Source organism: Parapedobacter sp., from assembly GCF_035556095.1.
Classification (GTDB): Bacteria; Bacteroidota; Bacteroidia; order Sphingobacteriales; family Sphingobacteriaceae; genus Parapedobacter.
On the sequence record NZ_DATMFT010000029.1, the window covers coordinates 1 to 14,848 of the forward strand.

Genomic DNA, 14,848 nt, shown 5'->3' on the forward strand with positions numbered 1-14,848 from the left:
GGCTTATCGGCGATATCCAGCGGTCGGGTGGTGAGCGAGCCGCCCAACGGTTTATCATCAGCAATTGCCAACAGGCATCCGATATGTTGGAGTTGATGGAACTCTTTTTATGGAGTGGTTGGAAGCGCGAATCGCTGCATATCGATTTCGTCCCGTTGTTCGAAACGGTAGACGACCTAAAGCGTGCCGCTTCAGTAATGGAGACCTTATATACGCATACCCCTTATGCGGCCCACCTGAAGAGGCGGGGTAATAAGCAAACCATTATGTTGGGTTTTTCAGACAGCACGAAAGATGGTGGCTATCTCATGGCCAATTGGTCGATTTACAAAGCCAAAATTGAGCTTACGGCCATGGCGCGCAAATACGATGTCGATTTAGTGTTTTTTGACGGCCGGGGCGGCCCGCCAGCCCGGGGCGGCGGAAAGACGCAACGTTTCTACGCTTCCATGGGCAAAGAGATTGCCAATGACCATATCCAGCTTACCATACAGGGGCAGACCATCAGCAGCCAATATGGGTCATTGGAAACCGCACAATATAATATTGAGCAATTGCTGCATGCCGGGCTTACCTCGCATATCGAGCAGCGCAGTGGTGATACACTCTCTGACGAGAAGAAAAAGTTGATTGAGTATATGGCGCAGGTAAGTCACGACCAGTTCTTGGCGCTCCGTCACGACCCGCTGTTTCTCAAGTACCTTGAGCGGATGAGCCCACTTAAATTCTTGTCGCAAATCAATATCAGTAGCCGGCCGGTGAAACGCAACTCGGACAGAGAATTGCGTCTCGAGGACCTAAGAGCCATCAGTTTTGTGACTTCCTGGAGTCAATTAAAACAGAATATCCCTGGCTTTTATGGGGTAGGCACTGCGTTGGAGGAAGCCGAAAAGGCTGGTAAATGGGATCAGGTGAAAGAACTCTACGAAACATCGCGGATGTTCCAGACCATTATCGACAACTGCATGATGTCCATGTCCAAGTCTAATTTCGAATTGACGTCCTACATACAATACGATGAAGTTTTCGGGGATTTCTGGAAGAAAATGCGCGATGAATTCGAGCGTACCACAAGATACGTACTGAAACTCAGCGGCAGTAAAGTCTTGATGGAGAACTATCCAGTAGAGCGCGAATCCATCGCCATACGCGAGAAAATTGTATTGCCGCTGTTGATAATCCAACACTATGCCATACGGAAGTTACAAGCAGGCGGGCTGGACGATAAAGACAGCGAGGTGTTTTCGAAACTGATTACGCGTACCATATACGGCGTGGTCAACGCCGGAAGGAACTTGGCTTGATGGATGGATGCCTAAAATTTGTTGATGCCTATTGCAATTTTCGCTAAGTTTGTTGCATCGAAAACAATTTATACTGATGAACATAAAAAATAGCTTCTTAGTCGCTGCGTCATTATTAGTTTTGGGCTCTTGTACGAGACATGCCGGGGAGCCGGTACGCAGAGGCACCCTGTATAACAATGAAAGTCATGTAGACACCGAAGGGTATACCTTTTTTAAGCTGGTACACGAAAAAGGCTGGTTTGAGACGCAATTGGCCAAACATATGCAGTCCGGATCGGCGTCTGCAGAAGCCAAAGATTTAGCCCGGATGGTTGTTGAAACGTATGAACCGATTGTTACGGAATTGGAAGGTATTGCAGGCGATTTTTCTGTTGTGTTGTCTGATTCCGCTTTGCCAGGTTTCGCCGTGCCGCATCATTTCGATACCGATACGTTGGGTAACGTTAACAGTGCGGGCTACATTGCGCACGTTCAACACGAGCAGGCGGCTATGCTGGAACAATTCAAACGCTTAAGCCGCAATACGAACAAAGAACTCCAGCATTTCGCCGAGGAAAAAATGCCGGCTGTAAAAGCACTATTCACTGCTGCCGGCGGACAGGAGGAGCACGGGGCACATCATTGATATAATCGAACAAGTGATGCCGAAAAAAAGCATAGTCACGGGTATATTGTCGTATGGGATGTCAGGACGCGTATTCCATGCGCCTTTCATCGACCAAAAGACGCGGTTTGAACTACGTGCTGTTGTGGAACGGAACGAGAAGCGGGCACAGCAGCGTTATCCGAATATCATTAGTTACGATACTGTCAGTGATTTGTTGAATGATGATGCCATCGAGCTTGTTGTTATTAATACGCCAAACAATACGCATGTAGACTATGCCATACAGGCGTTGAATGCAGGCAAACACATTCTCGTCGAGAAACCGTTTGCACCCAGTAGCAAAGAGGCAAAGAAAATCTTCGACCTCGGAAGAAAGTTAGGCAAGCACGTGATGGTTTTTCAAAACCGGAGGTGGGATAGTGATTTCAAACTGCTCAAGCGCGTTGTAGAACGGCAATCGGTGGGCGAACCGATTGAGTTGCATGTCAGATTCGATCGTTACCGTCCGGAGAAGGGCCCAAAGATTTTTAAGGAACTGCCTATTCCCGCAAGTGGCGTATTGTATGATTTGGGGCCGCACCTCCTTGATCAGGTTATCTGTTTATTCGGGAAGCCCACGAAAAGCACGAAAATCTTAACGACCCACCGGCAGGAGTCTGAAGTAGATGACTTTGCTACACTGGTGCTTAGTTACCCCAAAGGATTAACGGTATTTATCCATGCGAGCCTGCTTGTAGCCAACCCGCTTCCGGCCTATGTGCTACACGGTACCAAAGGGTCGTTTCAAAAGGTAAGGGCCGATGTTCAGGAAGATCAGTTACAGGCCGGCATTTCGCCCAAAGATCCTGAATACGGGATAGAGCCTCCGGGCAAGGAAGGATTGATTACCGTTATGAAACCCAATGGTGACCGGGAAATTCGCTACCGAGAGGCGCTGAAGGGCGACTATAACGACCTGTTTAATGCCGTATATGCGCAGATACGTCGGGACGAGCCTTTCCCTGTAAAAGAAGAGGAAATCCGCTGGCAGCTGGAAATCCTTGAACAACAAGCTTGGAATGGTTAATGATAAAGTATTACCGGGTGGTCACCCGCCGCGGCAAGTGTAGTAAGCCTATTTCAATACGATGTTTGGTTACGGTGAATTAATACACCTTTAACATTAACAAAACGTTGCGTTGCTATTATTGGCCGAGTAACTTATCGCGGCCACATGATAGCAATGGTGAAGCATAAATATCCCCTTATAAACCGTGAAATAAGCTGGTTATATTTTAACGAGCGGGTGCTCCAAGAGGCGGCTGATAAAACGGTGCCACTCATTGAGCGACTGCGGTTTTTGGCTATTTTTTCATCCAATTTGGATGAGTTTTACCGCGTTAGGGTGGCCACGCTCAATCGCTTGGTAGATATCAACAGCAAAACCAAAACCATGCTCGGCTTCAACCCCAAGAAAGTCCTCAATGAAATAAAGGACATTGTGGTACGGCTCGAAAAGCGGTTTGACTACCTCTATGAGCAGGAAATCATCAAAGAACTCGAAGCCCAGAAAATATTTATCATTAATGAGCAACAGTTGAATGTCGGGCGTGGCACCTATGTACGTGAATATTTCCGGCGTCAAGTGCTATCTGCCCTGGTGCCCATTATGTTGGAAGAAGCAGATGCCGCAAAGCCTTTTCCGGAACTGAAGGACAGACACACGTATTTTATCGTTAAGCTAACGTTCCGGAAGAAAGTGAAGTACGCGCTCGTAGAGATTCCAAGCGCGGTTATTTCGCGTTTTCTTATACTGCCCGAAAATAATGGTTTGAAGTTTATTATCCTGTTAGACGACATTATCCGGTATTGCCTCGACGATTTGTTTTTCATTTTCGATCCGGATACAATTGCGGCCTACAGCATCCAGCTTACGCGTGACGCTGAGCTGGACATCGACCCCAATATGAGTGAGAAATTTGTTGATGCGCTGATGCACAGCCTGCAACGCCGGGACAAGGGGCGCCCAATGCGCTTGTTGTATGATAGCGACATGCCGCTTGATACCTTAAATTATTTGGTCGGCCACATGCAGTTGGACCCAGATGCGGTGATTCCCAGTGGCCGGTACCACAACTTCAGGGATTTCATCGATTTCCCCAATGTTGGCGGCGCCGAATTGGAGTACCCACCCATGCCGCAACTACGGGTCAACGAGTTAAACCTGGGGCGTAGTATATTTAGCCAAATGGCACAACGTGACTATCTGGTTAGCCTGCCGTATCAATCGTTCGATTATATCGTGCACTTTTTGCGTGAGGCCGCCATTGATCCCAAGGTGCAGGAAATCAATATCTGCCTTTATCGGTTGGCTGAGAATTCGAGTGTTATCAATGCGTTGATCAACGCAGCGCAAAATGGCAAGGTCGTCAATTGCCTGATTGAATTGAAAGCACGATTTGATGAAGAAGCCAATATCTATTGGCGTAACAAGTTGGAAGACGGAGGGGTCAATGTGAATATCGGCGTGGTGCAATACAAAGTACACGCCAAGGTGTGCCTTGTTACGCGCCGTGAAAAAAACGGATTGGTCTATTACGCAAATTTGGCAACGGGAAATTTCAACGAAAAAACCGCCAAAAGCTATTGTGATCACAGTCTGTTTACCGTGAATCCAGCGATCACCAAAGACCTGAAACGCCTTTTCAAAGGGTTGGAGAAACAGGTTTTCCGTCGTGACTACGGATCGATTATCGCATCGCCGTTAGAAACGCGTTCCCGATTATATCAGCTCATTGCCAATGAAATCGAAGTAGCTAAATCTGGACAGAAGGCCTATATGATCCTTAAAATGAATAGCCTTTCGGATGAGGAGATGATCGAGAAGCTCTATGAAGCCAATAACGCAGGCGTAACCATCCAACTCATCGTAAGGGGCATGTGTTGCCTGGTGCCGGGGCAAGTGGGTTTCAGCGAGCGGATAACGGTTCGGAGCATTGTAGACCGCTACCTGGAGCATGCGCGGGTCTGGATATTTGGTAATGGCGGCGATGAGTTGATTTACCTGTCGTCTGCCGACTTGATGACGCGCAATATCGATCGTCGGGTAGAGGTGGCCTTTCCGATTATCGATGCCCGCATCCGAAAGGAAATCCGCGACATCATCAACATCCAACTACGGGACAACACCAAAGCGCGCGAAATCAACCGATTAAACAACAACAGGTATATCGGTGCGAAGCGTAAAATTAAACATCGCGCCCAGGAAGATATTTACAATTACCTGAAATATAAATCTTAACAAACGTGAGATACGCAGCAATAGACATTGGATCCAACGCAGTGCGGCTTTTGATCGCCGATATTATCAGAAACGACGACATCGTATCGTTCAAGAAGAATACGCTGGTACGGGTACCCCTGCGACTGGGTGATGACGCTTTTATCGACCGTCGCATATCCGAGTCGAAAGCCGAGGATTTGGTGAAGACGATGGCCGCATTCCGAAACCTGATGGATGTGTACAAAGTGAGCGATTACATGGCTTGTGCCACATCTGCTATGCGTGAAGCGGCTAATGGCGACTCGCTGCTACACAAGATTAGCGATGTTGGCGTAGATCTACGGATTATCGACGGTAGCGAAGAGGCCAAGATTATCTACAACAGCCACATCGAGCAGCACCTTAATAGTAACAAAGCATACTTGTATATCGATGTAGGTGGCGGCAGTACCGAAGTGTCTGTGTTTGCTGACACCAAGTTGATTGCGTCGGCATCATTCAATATCGGCACCATCCGTATATTAGATAACCAAGACAGTGAGGAGACCTGGGACGAAATGCGAACGTGGGTAAAAGATCATACACGCGGATTTAAGGCGGTGTATGGTATCGGTACGGGTGGTAATATCAATAAACTTTCGCGGCTTGCAAACAACAATAAAGAAGATAAGCCCATTTCCTTTGCCAAACTGAAGTCGTTGTACGAATATTTGAGTTCCTTTTCGCTGAAAGACCGCATCAATGTGCTCGGACTCAACCAAGATCGCGCGGATGTGATTATCCCGGCCTGCGAAATCTTCCTGACCCTCATGAAGTACGGTCATCTACGGCAAATCATTGTTCCGCGTGTGGGCTTGGCGGATGGTATTATCCAAACGCTTATCGATAAAAACGAACATTCGGAATTGCAGTAGAAAAAACACTTTGTATGCAGGTTGCATATAAATACAATTTTATCTAAGTTTGCACCCGTTAACTCCTGCGGAAGTGGCGAAATTGGTAGACGCACCATCTTGAGGGGGTGGCGCCCTACGGGCGTGGCAGTTCGAATCTGCTCTTCCGCACAACCAACATGGATCCCTCTCGCCTTAGGCGAGGGGGTTTTTCATTTTATGGGGGTGCCAAGTTCGTTTGAGTGTGTCCATGAAATGAGAAAATGTAGGCGTGGATTTCCAACGCGAGATTCCTCCGACCGCCTACGTGATAACCAACGTTTGCGGTATACGCCGTCGCCCTCGCGGTTTCCAGCTTCATTCGTGTTGCCTTCCACCGTGATGAAATAGCTGCCTATGCCCCACTCGTCTACAAAGCCCACGTTGCCGATACGTTGCAGGCCTGCGAAGCCAACGTACACACAAACGCATAGAATAGGTTCTTCATTAATCGGATTGCTTTTGTAGAATTCAATTCGTAATTTTGTATAACTAAAAACGAAGATTATGCCTATACAATATCTTTCAGACGCATCCGGAAAACAAACGGCCGTGGTGATTCCTTTGAATGACTGGAATAGGCTTAAATCTAAGTTCCGCGGAATCGAGAAGGTAATCAGTGCCAAAATGCCCGCTTCCAAGCGCACCAAACCATCAGATTTCAGGGGTTCCATTTCTAAAGAAACTGCCAACGATATCAATCGCTATATTGATGAATCCAAGAAGGAATGGGAGAACGATACCTTTTAGATTCAAATACCATCATCGATTATATCGGCGAACTGATACCTGAAAAAGCTGCGATTGTCCTTGATCGTTTTTTCGATGAAGAATTACATGTATCGGTTATCTCGCGTATTGAGGTATTGGGTTACAACGGCAAAGCCTCCGATATGCGCAAACTGGGTGGCTTCTTGGCGATGGCTATTATCCTTTATGTTGATCAGGATATTGCCGATAAAACCATTGCCATCAGAAAGGCCCACAAAATCAAACTTCCTGACGCCATCATTGCCGCCACAGCACTGGTTTTTGATTTTACGTTAATCAGCCGGAATCTTTCCGATTTCAAAAGGATTACCGGATTGCGCGTGGTGAATCCTTATGAATTATAACGCAAGAGTCGTTATCCTAATTAATTAAACAGCTTTTTTTAAGACTTTGGGGTCAGCTCCGAAATAGGACAAGCTTTGGCTCGGGCAACCGCCCGCGGCCTACTCATTAAAACTGAACCTCCGGGAGTGACGTATGTTATTAAGAAAAGATAAGTGAAGTGTATATCCGTTGTTATCAGGTAATGAAACCTATTTTTGGGAGAACAGTCCTTCAGAGCATTTGAATTTGCAACCCACCTTAAAAATAACCCGGCTAAGTCAAAAATATGTTGTGGAACAAACAGTGTATTCAACTGCAAGGGCATTATGGTTGGTTCCCGCTTGTTTATTATTGTCCGGAGATTCTAGTAATTATGAAAAGACCTGCAGTCTAGCATGCTCCGTTACACACTTCCCCCAAGGGGTCAGCATCCGCCGTTATGGCATGCCCGTACGCAGCGTAAAGGCAGGTGGGTGCGCACTAACTATAAGCTATCAGATTTGAAACCGATTAATTTGTAAATAAGTCAGAATATTCCAGATTCTCTTCTAAATATAATTTCATCTCTCTCATTAGAAAGCTAGAGGGATCATTCACACCACAAAATTTCAATAGAAAGTCTTCTATTGAAATTTTCGTATATTGCTCTGTTTTCATCAATCTTTTGAAAGAATCCGTACCAAACTGTTTAAGGTAGTAATTGGTTACTACCGCTGTAAAAACTGCATGTGGAACCACTTGGTCATCGTAATAATAGAAACTTTCTAAGTCATTTAGAAGATATCTGTTTTTTTGAAGATATGGATAAATTATCTTGATATTTTCTTTTATGGATAACCCTAAACTTCCTCCACATAGAACTGGGATCCTGTAGGCGTTGTAACGTACAATGTGCGCGGCAACAAGATGATGATTAGTGTAGCGAGGGAATTGATAGGGCTTGGTGATTGCCAACCTGTCAATCTCGAGTTTAAGTGGTCGGACAACATGCAGCAAGAAGATCCGTTGGATTGGTATGTAAACGGGGACGTGGCCCCCGGAGGTAGGTTTAATTTTATCGCTATCGAATAACCACAAAACAAAACACTTCCCGGGCTGTTTACCTATCACGAACATTTAAATAAATCCATTATGGCTATTGTAAAAGTAATCGAAGTAATCGCCTCTTCCAACACCAGTTTTGATGATGCCATCCGCAATGCGGTGAGAGAAGTGTCGGCTACCGTTTCCAATATCGACTCGGTCTACGTGAAAGATTTTAAGGTGCATGTTAAAGACGGAGAAGTCACCTCCTACGGGGCAATCTGCAAAGTGGCGTTCCGTGTAGAGCGGGGCGGTAATGCCGCCAACTAAACGGTTCCCTTTTTGCGAATGGCTGCACAACCATATTCGATATCACAATCTATTCTCTTATTGGCGTTGTTTTCGGCCTGCGCCGAGCGGGGTGACACGGCCGGTACGCGTGAACTGGTTACGGTTGCCGAATTTGACAAAAGTATGGCCATCGGGCTGAGTGTGAATACCGAAAATCGCGTCTTCGTTTCGTTTCCCAACGCCGACGGTATTGGCGACATTTCATTAGCGGTGTTGGTGGGCGAAGAATTATCCGCGTACCCTGATAACGAATGGAATACCGATGGTCCGTATGAAGCACATTTCCTACGTATTCAAGATCTATTCGTTGATGCCGACGACAAGTTGTGGGTATTGGATTCCAAGCCCGGGTCAGCCCGCAGTATATTCGGTGATGGTGAAGCGGTTTCAGGTCAATTCAAGTTGGTAAAAATAAATACCCAGTCTGATGAAGTTGAAAGGGTGTATTTATTTGACGATTTGGATAAGTCCACATCCGCGCTGAACGATGTGCGAATCGATGTGGAAAAGAACTTAGCATACCTGTCGGATCCAGGGCAGGCAGCTATCGTTGTACTGGATCTGGCATCAGGCAAAACACGGACGGTTTTGCAAAACACCCCATATACCACCGCAGCCGATCGTACGCTTTGTTTCGATGAGGTAGAAATGCGCAATCGGGACGGAAAGCCATTTTCGTCCCACGTCAATGGCATTGCATTGACGCACGATTTTAAGTATTTCTATTTCAAGCCCATCAGCCATGATAACCTGTTCAGGATAGAAACCCGATATCTTGCGGATACAACGCTTTCCGCGGCGGAACTGTCGGACGCCGTGGAAGACATGGGGTTGGTTGGCGTTACACACGGTTTAATAGCCGACAAAAAAGGCAACATCTACCTCACCACTTCCGAGAGTTATTCCATCTCATACCTGAGTCCAGATGGCGGGTTACATCAACTGGTGCAAGACCGGCGGTTGCTATGGCCGGACTCTTTTGGCATCGGTTCGGATGGATACCTATACGTTACCTGTGCGCAATTGCAACGCTTGCCGCAATGGAACAACGGCGAGGACAAAACGGAGTATCCGTATCGTGCGTTTAAGGTTAAGCTGCCTGAATAGCCCGAAAACGATGACTGATTTCCAAGTTTCCTATTGGTCGTTACTGCTATCCGCACCGCGCGCAGGAACTTTGATTTCTGCCCGCTCTTCGGGGGTCAACGCTTTGAACGCCGCATAGGTATCCATAATATAGAGCCGGAGATCGGATTCGTCAGCAGTGGACAGGAATTCGGCCGAAGGCCGGTATTTCGTCATATATAACTCAAGGTCTTCCCCTTCGAGCGGGGTAACGGCAGTGATGGCCCTCCGGGTGAAGCGGGCATCGATCTGCCTGCGCTCCCTTTCGGCAAGTAATAGCTGATAACGTTGCCGTGCCTGCCGCCCAGCACTGCCAAACCACCTTGAAGGCGAGATGCGTAGCCCGCCGCGGTGCTGCGATACGTCGGTGAACTTTCCTTCTTCCTGTGCCCTTTTTATCTCGGCTTCCAACCGACTGTCCGTCATGGCCTGTATCTGCACCTCGTCGAGCTGAATCGTACTGCCATCGGGCGTAAGGTATACCCGTTTGATACCGAATTCGATAACGACCAACGTATCCGTGCGATAGCCAGGATATTCAAATTGGAGGCGTTGGTTTTTCGTGGTTGCTATGCTGAACGAGCCATCTTCGCCGCTTTCGGTCGACACACCTGTATTCAGGTTTTTTATTTCTACATGGTACAACGGTTCACCACTGCCCAATTCGAGCACCAATCCATTAAGGACGGTATCTTGCGCCCAAGCCGGCACCGTAAATAGGCCGAGGAAAAAAATAACATGCAGTGCCTGCATGATGGGCCTTACTCCGGGTACCAATATCAATCTATTGCACTGCATATTATCATTAACGAATATTAGGCGTTATTGTTCGGGAATCTCCCAGCGGTTATTGTCCGGATTATAGTCCGGATAGACTTTGTCGGGGTCAAGTTCTACCGCAACGATTTTTTCGTCCGTAGGGGCTTCGAATGTCCATTGGGTATTCCGCTCCCATATTTCTACAGGCAGCTTCACGCGATGGACTTTGCCGCTTTCCGTTGTGATATCGATTACCACGGGCATGGGCATCTTTTCAAAGTTTTCTATGGTAATCATTCCATTGATATTCGGGTCACTGGCATCCGGAATCACCATGACAATACCCTGATCGAACCGCCAATTATGTTTGAACCAACCCCGCCAGAACCAATTGAGGTTCTCGCCAGCCACGTTTTCGATCGTACGGAAGAAGTCATCCGGTGTCGGATGTTTATACGCCCAGCGATGCAGGTAGGCTTTGAAAGCGCGGTCGAAGCGTTCAGGGCCGAGGATTTCGTTGCGCAATAGCGTGAGCCCGAAGCCAGGTTTGAAGTATGCAAGAACGCCGATGTTGCTCTCCTGCATGTTCTGTGGGGTACTCATTACAGGCTCCAAATCCGGCCGGGTCAGAAGCTGTGCCAATCGGTTCGCGTCGCCCATGGCGCGATAATATTCTCCATTATTGAAGGCTTCCGTAGACAAGTCATTGATGAACGTGTTGAACCCTTCATCCATCCAAGCATGGAGCCGCTCGTTGCTGCCGACTATCATCGGGAACCAAATGTGGCCAAACTCGTGGTCGGTAACCCCCCAGAGCCCGCGGGCTTTGGATTTATAGCTGCAGAAAACGATGGCTGGATATTCCATCCCACCAATCTCCGCAGCCACGTTAATCGCTACGGGGTAAGGGTATTCCATCAGCAAGTCGGAATAGAATTCGATGGATGCCTTGGTGTATTCGGTAGAACGTTCCCACGCGTTGCCGCCGTTGCTTTCGACGGGATAAGCCGAAAGGGCCAATGAGCTGTTGCCGCTGGGAAGGTTTATTTTCGCGCCGTCTACAATAAAGGCGGGCGATGAAGCCCAAGCGACGTCATGCGCGTTCTGTAATTTGAATTTCCAGGTGAGTTCTTTCTTGCCTTGCGGCCGTGAGCTGGGCTGGGTCACCTCTTCGGCCGATCGGATGATAACCGTTTCGTCACTTTTTTTGGCTTGTTCTAACCGCTTCACTTGGTCGGCTGTATACACATCTTTCGGGTTGAGCAGTTCGCCTCCCATTACAACGATGTGATTGGCCGGTGCGGTGATTTCCACTTCGTAGTCGCCAAATTCCAAATAGAATTCACCCGGCCCGGTGTAGGGTTGTACATTCCAACCCAAGATATCGTCATAAACGGCCACGCGAGGAAACCATTGTGCAATGGCGAAAATCTTGCCATTCTCGGTTTCCAGCACACTGGTGCGGTCGGCTCCGTGGGTGGGAACGATGTAGGAATAATCGACCGTTATCGTGGTTTGCCCACCATTGGGTTGCAAGGGTTCTGGCAAAAATACCTGCATGCGGGTGTCTGTAATTAGGTGCTCGGCGGCCGTTCCATTACCAAGCTTCACAGATTGGATGTCATACCCGCCGTCGAAATCTGAACGCGCATCGCCGTAGCGGCTCTCGGTAAGTGGCACGATAAGGTGACCACGGCCCTCCTGCGAAAACATATTCTGATCCAACTGCAGCCAAATGAAGTCCAACTCATCCGGGCTGTTGTTCGTGTATTCGAGGGTTACCGTCGCGGTAATCTCATGGGTCTGGTCATCCAGCCGGGCACTGATTTTATAATCAACAGCATTCTGCCAATATTTGGGTCCCGGCATCCCACTCGCCGAACGGTATTCCGTGCCGTTGTTGGTATAAAAAAAAGGGTTGAAGGCTTCGGTGTAATCGTAGTTGTTGTTGGTGGTTTGTGCCCAACCTGTTTGAGGCGAAAGCCCGACCGCCATCACCACGGCGACCATGGCTGCTATTCGTAATTTATTCATCTCGTAATGTAATTGGTCTGTTGTTACTTCAACTTGGCTTCATATGTTGCAGCATCGAAGCCTAAAACGATTCCTGCTGGGCTTTCGATGACGGGCCGCTTGATGACACTGGTCTTTTCTTGCATCAACGCATTTGCCGATGCGGCATCCACAACGGTGCTTTGTACTTCGGGCGAAAGCTGCCGCCATGTGGTACCCCGCTTGTTGACCAAAGGCTCCCACCCGATTTGTGCTTCCCAAGCTTCAAGTTTGTCTAAAGAAACACCTTCTTTCTTGAAATCATGGAACGTATAGGAGATGTTGTTTTCGTCAAGCCAGGTCAAGGCCTTCTTCACTGTATTGCAGTTTTTTATTCCGTAAATGTGCATGATATCCTTTTTTGCTACGAGCAAACATAGCGATAAATACGGTATAACGGTAGTAACTGTCGTGTTAATTTCTGTTAATACAATCGTTATGGCGGGGTCTTACTATTCAGAAAGCTAAAGTCCGGTCGCTAGTTTCAACCAAAATTTCTATCTTCGTACCGATGGATAATTTTATCGTTTCGGCCCGGAAATACCGCCCTGCCACGTTTGATACGGTAGTTGGCCAGCAGCATATTACGGTTACCCTCAAGAATGCGATTAAAAACAAGCAGTTGGCGCAGGCATTTCTGTTTTGTGGCCCGCGAGGGGTGGGCAAAACGACCTGTGCCCGTATTTTGGCCAAGACCATCAACTGCGAGCATTTAGGGGACGACCTGGAGGCCTGTGGGCAGTGCGATAGCTGCAAGTCTTTCCAAAACGGCAATTCCTTCAGTATCCATGAGCTGGATGCGGCATCCAACAATTCGGTCGACGATATCCGTAGCCTGATCGACCAGGTACGTATTCCGCCCCAAACGGGTCGGTATAAAATCTACATCATCGATGAGGTGCATATGCTGTCTCAGCAGGCTTTCAATGCATTTTTGAAGACGCTTGAAGAACCACCTTCCTATGCGATATTCATCTTAGCCACCACGGAAAAGCATAAGATTTTACCCACCATCCTCTCCCGGTGCCAGATTTTTGATTTTAACCGCATCAAGGTGGTCGATATGGCCAACCACCTCGCATCGATAGCGGATAACGAGGGCGTAACGTATGATCGAGACGGACTGCATGTTATTGCCCAGAAAGCGGATGGTGGATTGCGCGATGCATTGTCGATGTTCGATCAGATCGTAAGCTTTTCAAACAAAGAAGTGACCTATCAGGCCGTTATCGACAACCTCAACATCCTGGATTACGAGTACTTCTTTAGGCTTACCGATGCGATTATCCAAGAAGACTCCGCGTCCGCATTGCTTATTTTTGATGAGATATTGGCCCGTGGTTTCGATGGTAGCCATTTTATCGGGGGGCTTGGCTCGCATTTCCGTGATTTACTGGTATCCAAAGAACCCGCTACGTTAAAGCTGCTGGATACGAGCGATACCATCCGTCAGCGTTACTTGCAACAGTCACAACAGGTATCGCCGGGGCTGTTGCTATCTGCGCTCAATATCGCCAACCATTGCGAAGTCAACTACCGCACCAGCAAGAACCAACGTCTGCAAGTAGAGCTGGCACTGTTAAAGATGTGCCACGTTGCTGCGGCAATACAACTGGCCAAAAGCGGTTCCCCACAATCACTCGCAGACGCGGCTGAAAAAAAAAAGCCTACGCTGACGCAGCCGTCAGTTGATGGTCGTCAGCCGATAGTCGATAGTCGTCAGTCATCAGTCAATAGTCATCAGCCGGAACAGGAAACCAAAAAAGCAGATGCTGCCCAACGCCCCGTGGCTGCCGATCACCGGCCGCCGAATGCCGATGCACAGCCCGCCGTGCCCAAAACCCGCTCGTGGGGTAACGTGAAGCTCAGTAATGTTATTCCCGACCTTAACAATATTTTAACAGATAAATCGGTAGATGAAGAAATTACGGACGAGCCTGAGCTGCTTAGTGGGACGGAACGTCAGCCCTTCGATCATGACCTGCTGCTCCAACATTGGCATGCACTAGCGGATAAGCTGAAAGCTGAAAACAAGATCAATCTGTTTACGCTGATGACCGCCAATGCGCCCGAGCTGCAGCCGGACTTCAAGATCGGCGTGGTGATTGAAAATCCCATTCAACAAGATCTGTTAAGTTCTTCTAAAATCGATATCCTGAACGAATTGCGGACCAATCTGCGTAATTTTGCGATAGACCTTGTGCCCATACAGATGAAGAAGGATGCGGTTCGGAAACCTTATACCGCACAAGAAAAATACCAAGCGATGGTTGCCAAGAATCCTACGCTCGATGTGCTTCGGAAAACGTTCAACTTAGGATTGGAGTAAGGGTAG

The 14,848-nt window shown here is 47.9% G+C and carries 15 protein-coding genes and 1 tRNA gene; 12 read left to right on the forward strand and 4 right to left on the reverse strand.

Translation table 11 applies throughout. From position 1 onward, the window contains the following. From VNQ80_RS17740 to VNQ80_RS17765, 6 genes are all read left to right on the forward strand, one after another. On the forward strand, positions 1-1,304 hold a 1,304-nt coding region (locus VNQ80_RS17740; protein WP_325641156.1), incomplete at its 5' end, for a phosphoenolpyruvate carboxylase. Positions 1,305-1,380: 76 nt separating this feature from the next. Next, on the forward strand, positions 1,381-1,932 hold the full coding sequence (locus tag VNQ80_RS17745) for a hypothetical protein (RefSeq protein ID WP_325641158.1): 552 nt from the start codon (positions 1,381-1,383) through the stop codon (positions 1,930-1,932). Between the two features lie 16 nt (positions 1,933-1,948). Further along, positions 1,949-2,980: a Gfo/Idh/MocA family oxidoreductase gene (locus VNQ80_RS17750; protein ID WP_325641160.1), complete on the forward strand. Its 1,032-nt coding sequence runs from the start codon at positions 1,949-1,951 to the stop codon at positions 2,978-2,980. Between the two features lie 156 nt (positions 2,981-3,136). After that, a complete protein-coding gene (gene ppk1 / locus VNQ80_RS17755) occupies positions 3,137-5,194 on the forward strand; it encodes a polyphosphate kinase 1 (RefSeq protein WP_325641162.1) in 2,058 nt (685 codons plus the stop codon). Positions 5,195-5,199: 5 nt separating this feature from the next. Continuing rightward, entirely contained in the window at positions 5,200-6,090 is an 891-nt protein-coding gene (locus tag VNQ80_RS17760; RefSeq protein WP_325641164.1) for an exopolyphosphatase, read from the forward strand. 67 nt (positions 6,091-6,157) lie between these two features. Next, positions 6,158-6,240, forward strand: a tRNA-Leu gene (locus VNQ80_RS17765). 41 nt (positions 6,241-6,281) lie between these two features. Here the strand turns inward: VNQ80_RS17765 and VNQ80_RS17770 are convergent. After that, the gene (locus VNQ80_RS17770) at positions 6,282-6,530 is read right to left on the reverse strand and encodes a hypothetical protein (RefSeq protein WP_325641166.1); all 249 of its coding nucleotides are present in this window, start codon (positions 6,528-6,530) and stop codon (positions 6,282-6,284) included. An 85-nt stretch (positions 6,531-6,615) separates the two neighbouring features. Between VNQ80_RS17770 and VNQ80_RS17775 the strand changes: the two genes are divergently transcribed. From VNQ80_RS17775 to VNQ80_RS17795, 5 genes are all read left to right on the forward strand, one after another. Next, positions 6,616-6,858 carry a hypothetical protein gene (locus tag VNQ80_RS17775; RefSeq protein WP_325641168.1) on the forward strand — a complete coding sequence of 81 codons (243 nt, stop codon included), beginning with the start codon at positions 6,616-6,618 and terminating at the stop codon, positions 6,856-6,858. Next, the gene (locus VNQ80_RS17780) at positions 6,837-7,223 is read left to right on the forward strand and encodes a type II toxin-antitoxin system VapC family toxin (protein ID WP_325641170.1); all 387 of its coding nucleotides are present in this window, start codon (positions 6,837-6,839) and stop codon (positions 7,221-7,223) included. The genes VNQ80_RS17775 and VNQ80_RS17780 overlap by 22 nt, the downstream gene beginning before the upstream one ends. A gap of 886 nt (positions 7,224-8,109) precedes the next feature. Beyond that, positions 8,110-8,274 (forward strand): hypothetical protein, encoded by a 165-nt coding sequence (locus VNQ80_RS17785; protein WP_325641172.1) that lies wholly within the window; start codon positions 8,110-8,112, stop codon positions 8,272-8,274. A gap of 60 nt (positions 8,275-8,334) precedes the next feature. Further along, positions 8,335-8,556: a dodecin family protein gene (locus VNQ80_RS17790; RefSeq protein WP_325641174.1), complete on the forward strand. Its 222-nt coding sequence runs from the start codon at positions 8,335-8,337 to the stop codon at positions 8,554-8,556. A gap of 18 nt (positions 8,557-8,574) precedes the next feature. Continuing rightward, positions 8,575-9,684 (forward strand): L-dopachrome tautomerase-related protein, encoded by a 1,110-nt coding sequence (locus VNQ80_RS17795; RefSeq protein ID WP_325641176.1) that lies wholly within the window; start codon positions 8,575-8,577, stop codon positions 9,682-9,684. 30 nt (positions 9,685-9,714) lie between these two features. Here the strand turns inward: VNQ80_RS17795 and VNQ80_RS17800 are convergent, their stop codons facing one another. The 3 genes from VNQ80_RS17800 to VNQ80_RS17810 are packed head-to-tail and all read right to left on the reverse strand — an operon-like array spanning position 9,715 to position 12,863. After that, complete coding sequence (locus tag VNQ80_RS17800; RefSeq protein WP_325641178.1) at positions 9,715-10,500, reverse strand: hypothetical protein; 786 nt, start codon at positions 10,498-10,500, stop codon at positions 9,715-9,717. Between the two features lie 24 nt (positions 10,501-10,524). Further along, a complete protein-coding gene (locus VNQ80_RS17805; RefSeq protein ID WP_325641180.1) occupies positions 10,525-12,495 on the reverse strand; it encodes a M1 family metallopeptidase in 1,971 nt (656 codons plus the stop codon). Positions 12,496-12,518: 23 nt separating this feature from the next. Continuing rightward, positions 12,519-12,863: an ArsC family reductase gene (locus VNQ80_RS17810; protein WP_325641182.1), complete on the reverse strand. Its 345-nt coding sequence runs from the start codon at positions 12,861-12,863 to the stop codon at positions 12,519-12,521. Positions 12,864-13,024: 161 nt separating this feature from the next. On the opposite strand from VNQ80_RS17810, the gene VNQ80_RS17815 reads away from it, so the two are divergent. Then, entirely contained in the window at positions 13,025-14,842 is a 1,818-nt protein-coding gene (locus tag VNQ80_RS17815) for a DNA polymerase III subunit gamma/tau (RefSeq protein ID WP_325641184.1), read from the forward strand. Positions 14,843-14,848 lie beyond the last annotated feature (6 nt).

Coding starts and splice junctions, on each gene's coding strand:
- VNQ80_RS17745 (WP_325641158.1), top strand. CDS start 1,381: ATGAACATAAAAAATAGCTTCTTAGTCGCTGCGTCATTATTAGTTTTG.
- VNQ80_RS17785 (WP_325641172.1), top strand. CDS start 8,110: ATGATGATTAGTGTAGCGAGGGAATTGATAGGGCTTGGTGATTGCCAA.
- VNQ80_RS17780 (WP_325641170.1), top strand. CDS start 6,837: ATGGGAGAACGATACCTTTTAGATTCAAATACCATCATCGATTATATC.
- VNQ80_RS17810 (WP_325641182.1), bottom strand. CDS start 12,863: ATGCACATTTACGGAATAAAAAACTGCAATACAGTGAAGAAGGCCTTG.
- VNQ80_RS17815 (WP_325641184.1), top strand. CDS start 13,025: ATGGATAATTTTATCGTTTCGGCCCGGAAATACCGCCCTGCCACGTTT.
- VNQ80_RS17805 (WP_325641180.1), bottom strand. CDS start 12,495: ATGAATAAATTACGAATAGCAGCCATGGTCGCCGTGGTGATGGCGGTC.
- ppk1 (WP_325641162.1), top strand. CDS start 3,137: ATGGTGAAGCATAAATATCCCCTTATAAACCGTGAAATAAGCTGGTTA.
- VNQ80_RS17750 (WP_325641160.1), top strand. CDS start 1,949: ATGCCGAAAAAAAGCATAGTCACGGGTATATTGTCGTATGGGATGTCA.
- VNQ80_RS17790 (WP_325641174.1), top strand. CDS start 8,335: ATGGCTATTGTAAAAGTAATCGAAGTAATCGCCTCTTCCAACACCAGT.
- VNQ80_RS17775 (WP_325641168.1), top strand. CDS start 6,616: ATGCCTATACAATATCTTTCAGACGCATCCGGAAAACAAACGGCCGTG.
- VNQ80_RS17795 (WP_325641176.1), top strand. CDS start 8,575: ATGGCTGCACAACCATATTCGATATCACAATCTATTCTCTTATTGGCG.
- VNQ80_RS17800 (WP_325641178.1), bottom strand. CDS start 10,500: ATGCAGTGCAATAGATTGATATTGGTACCCGGAGTAAGGCCCATCATG.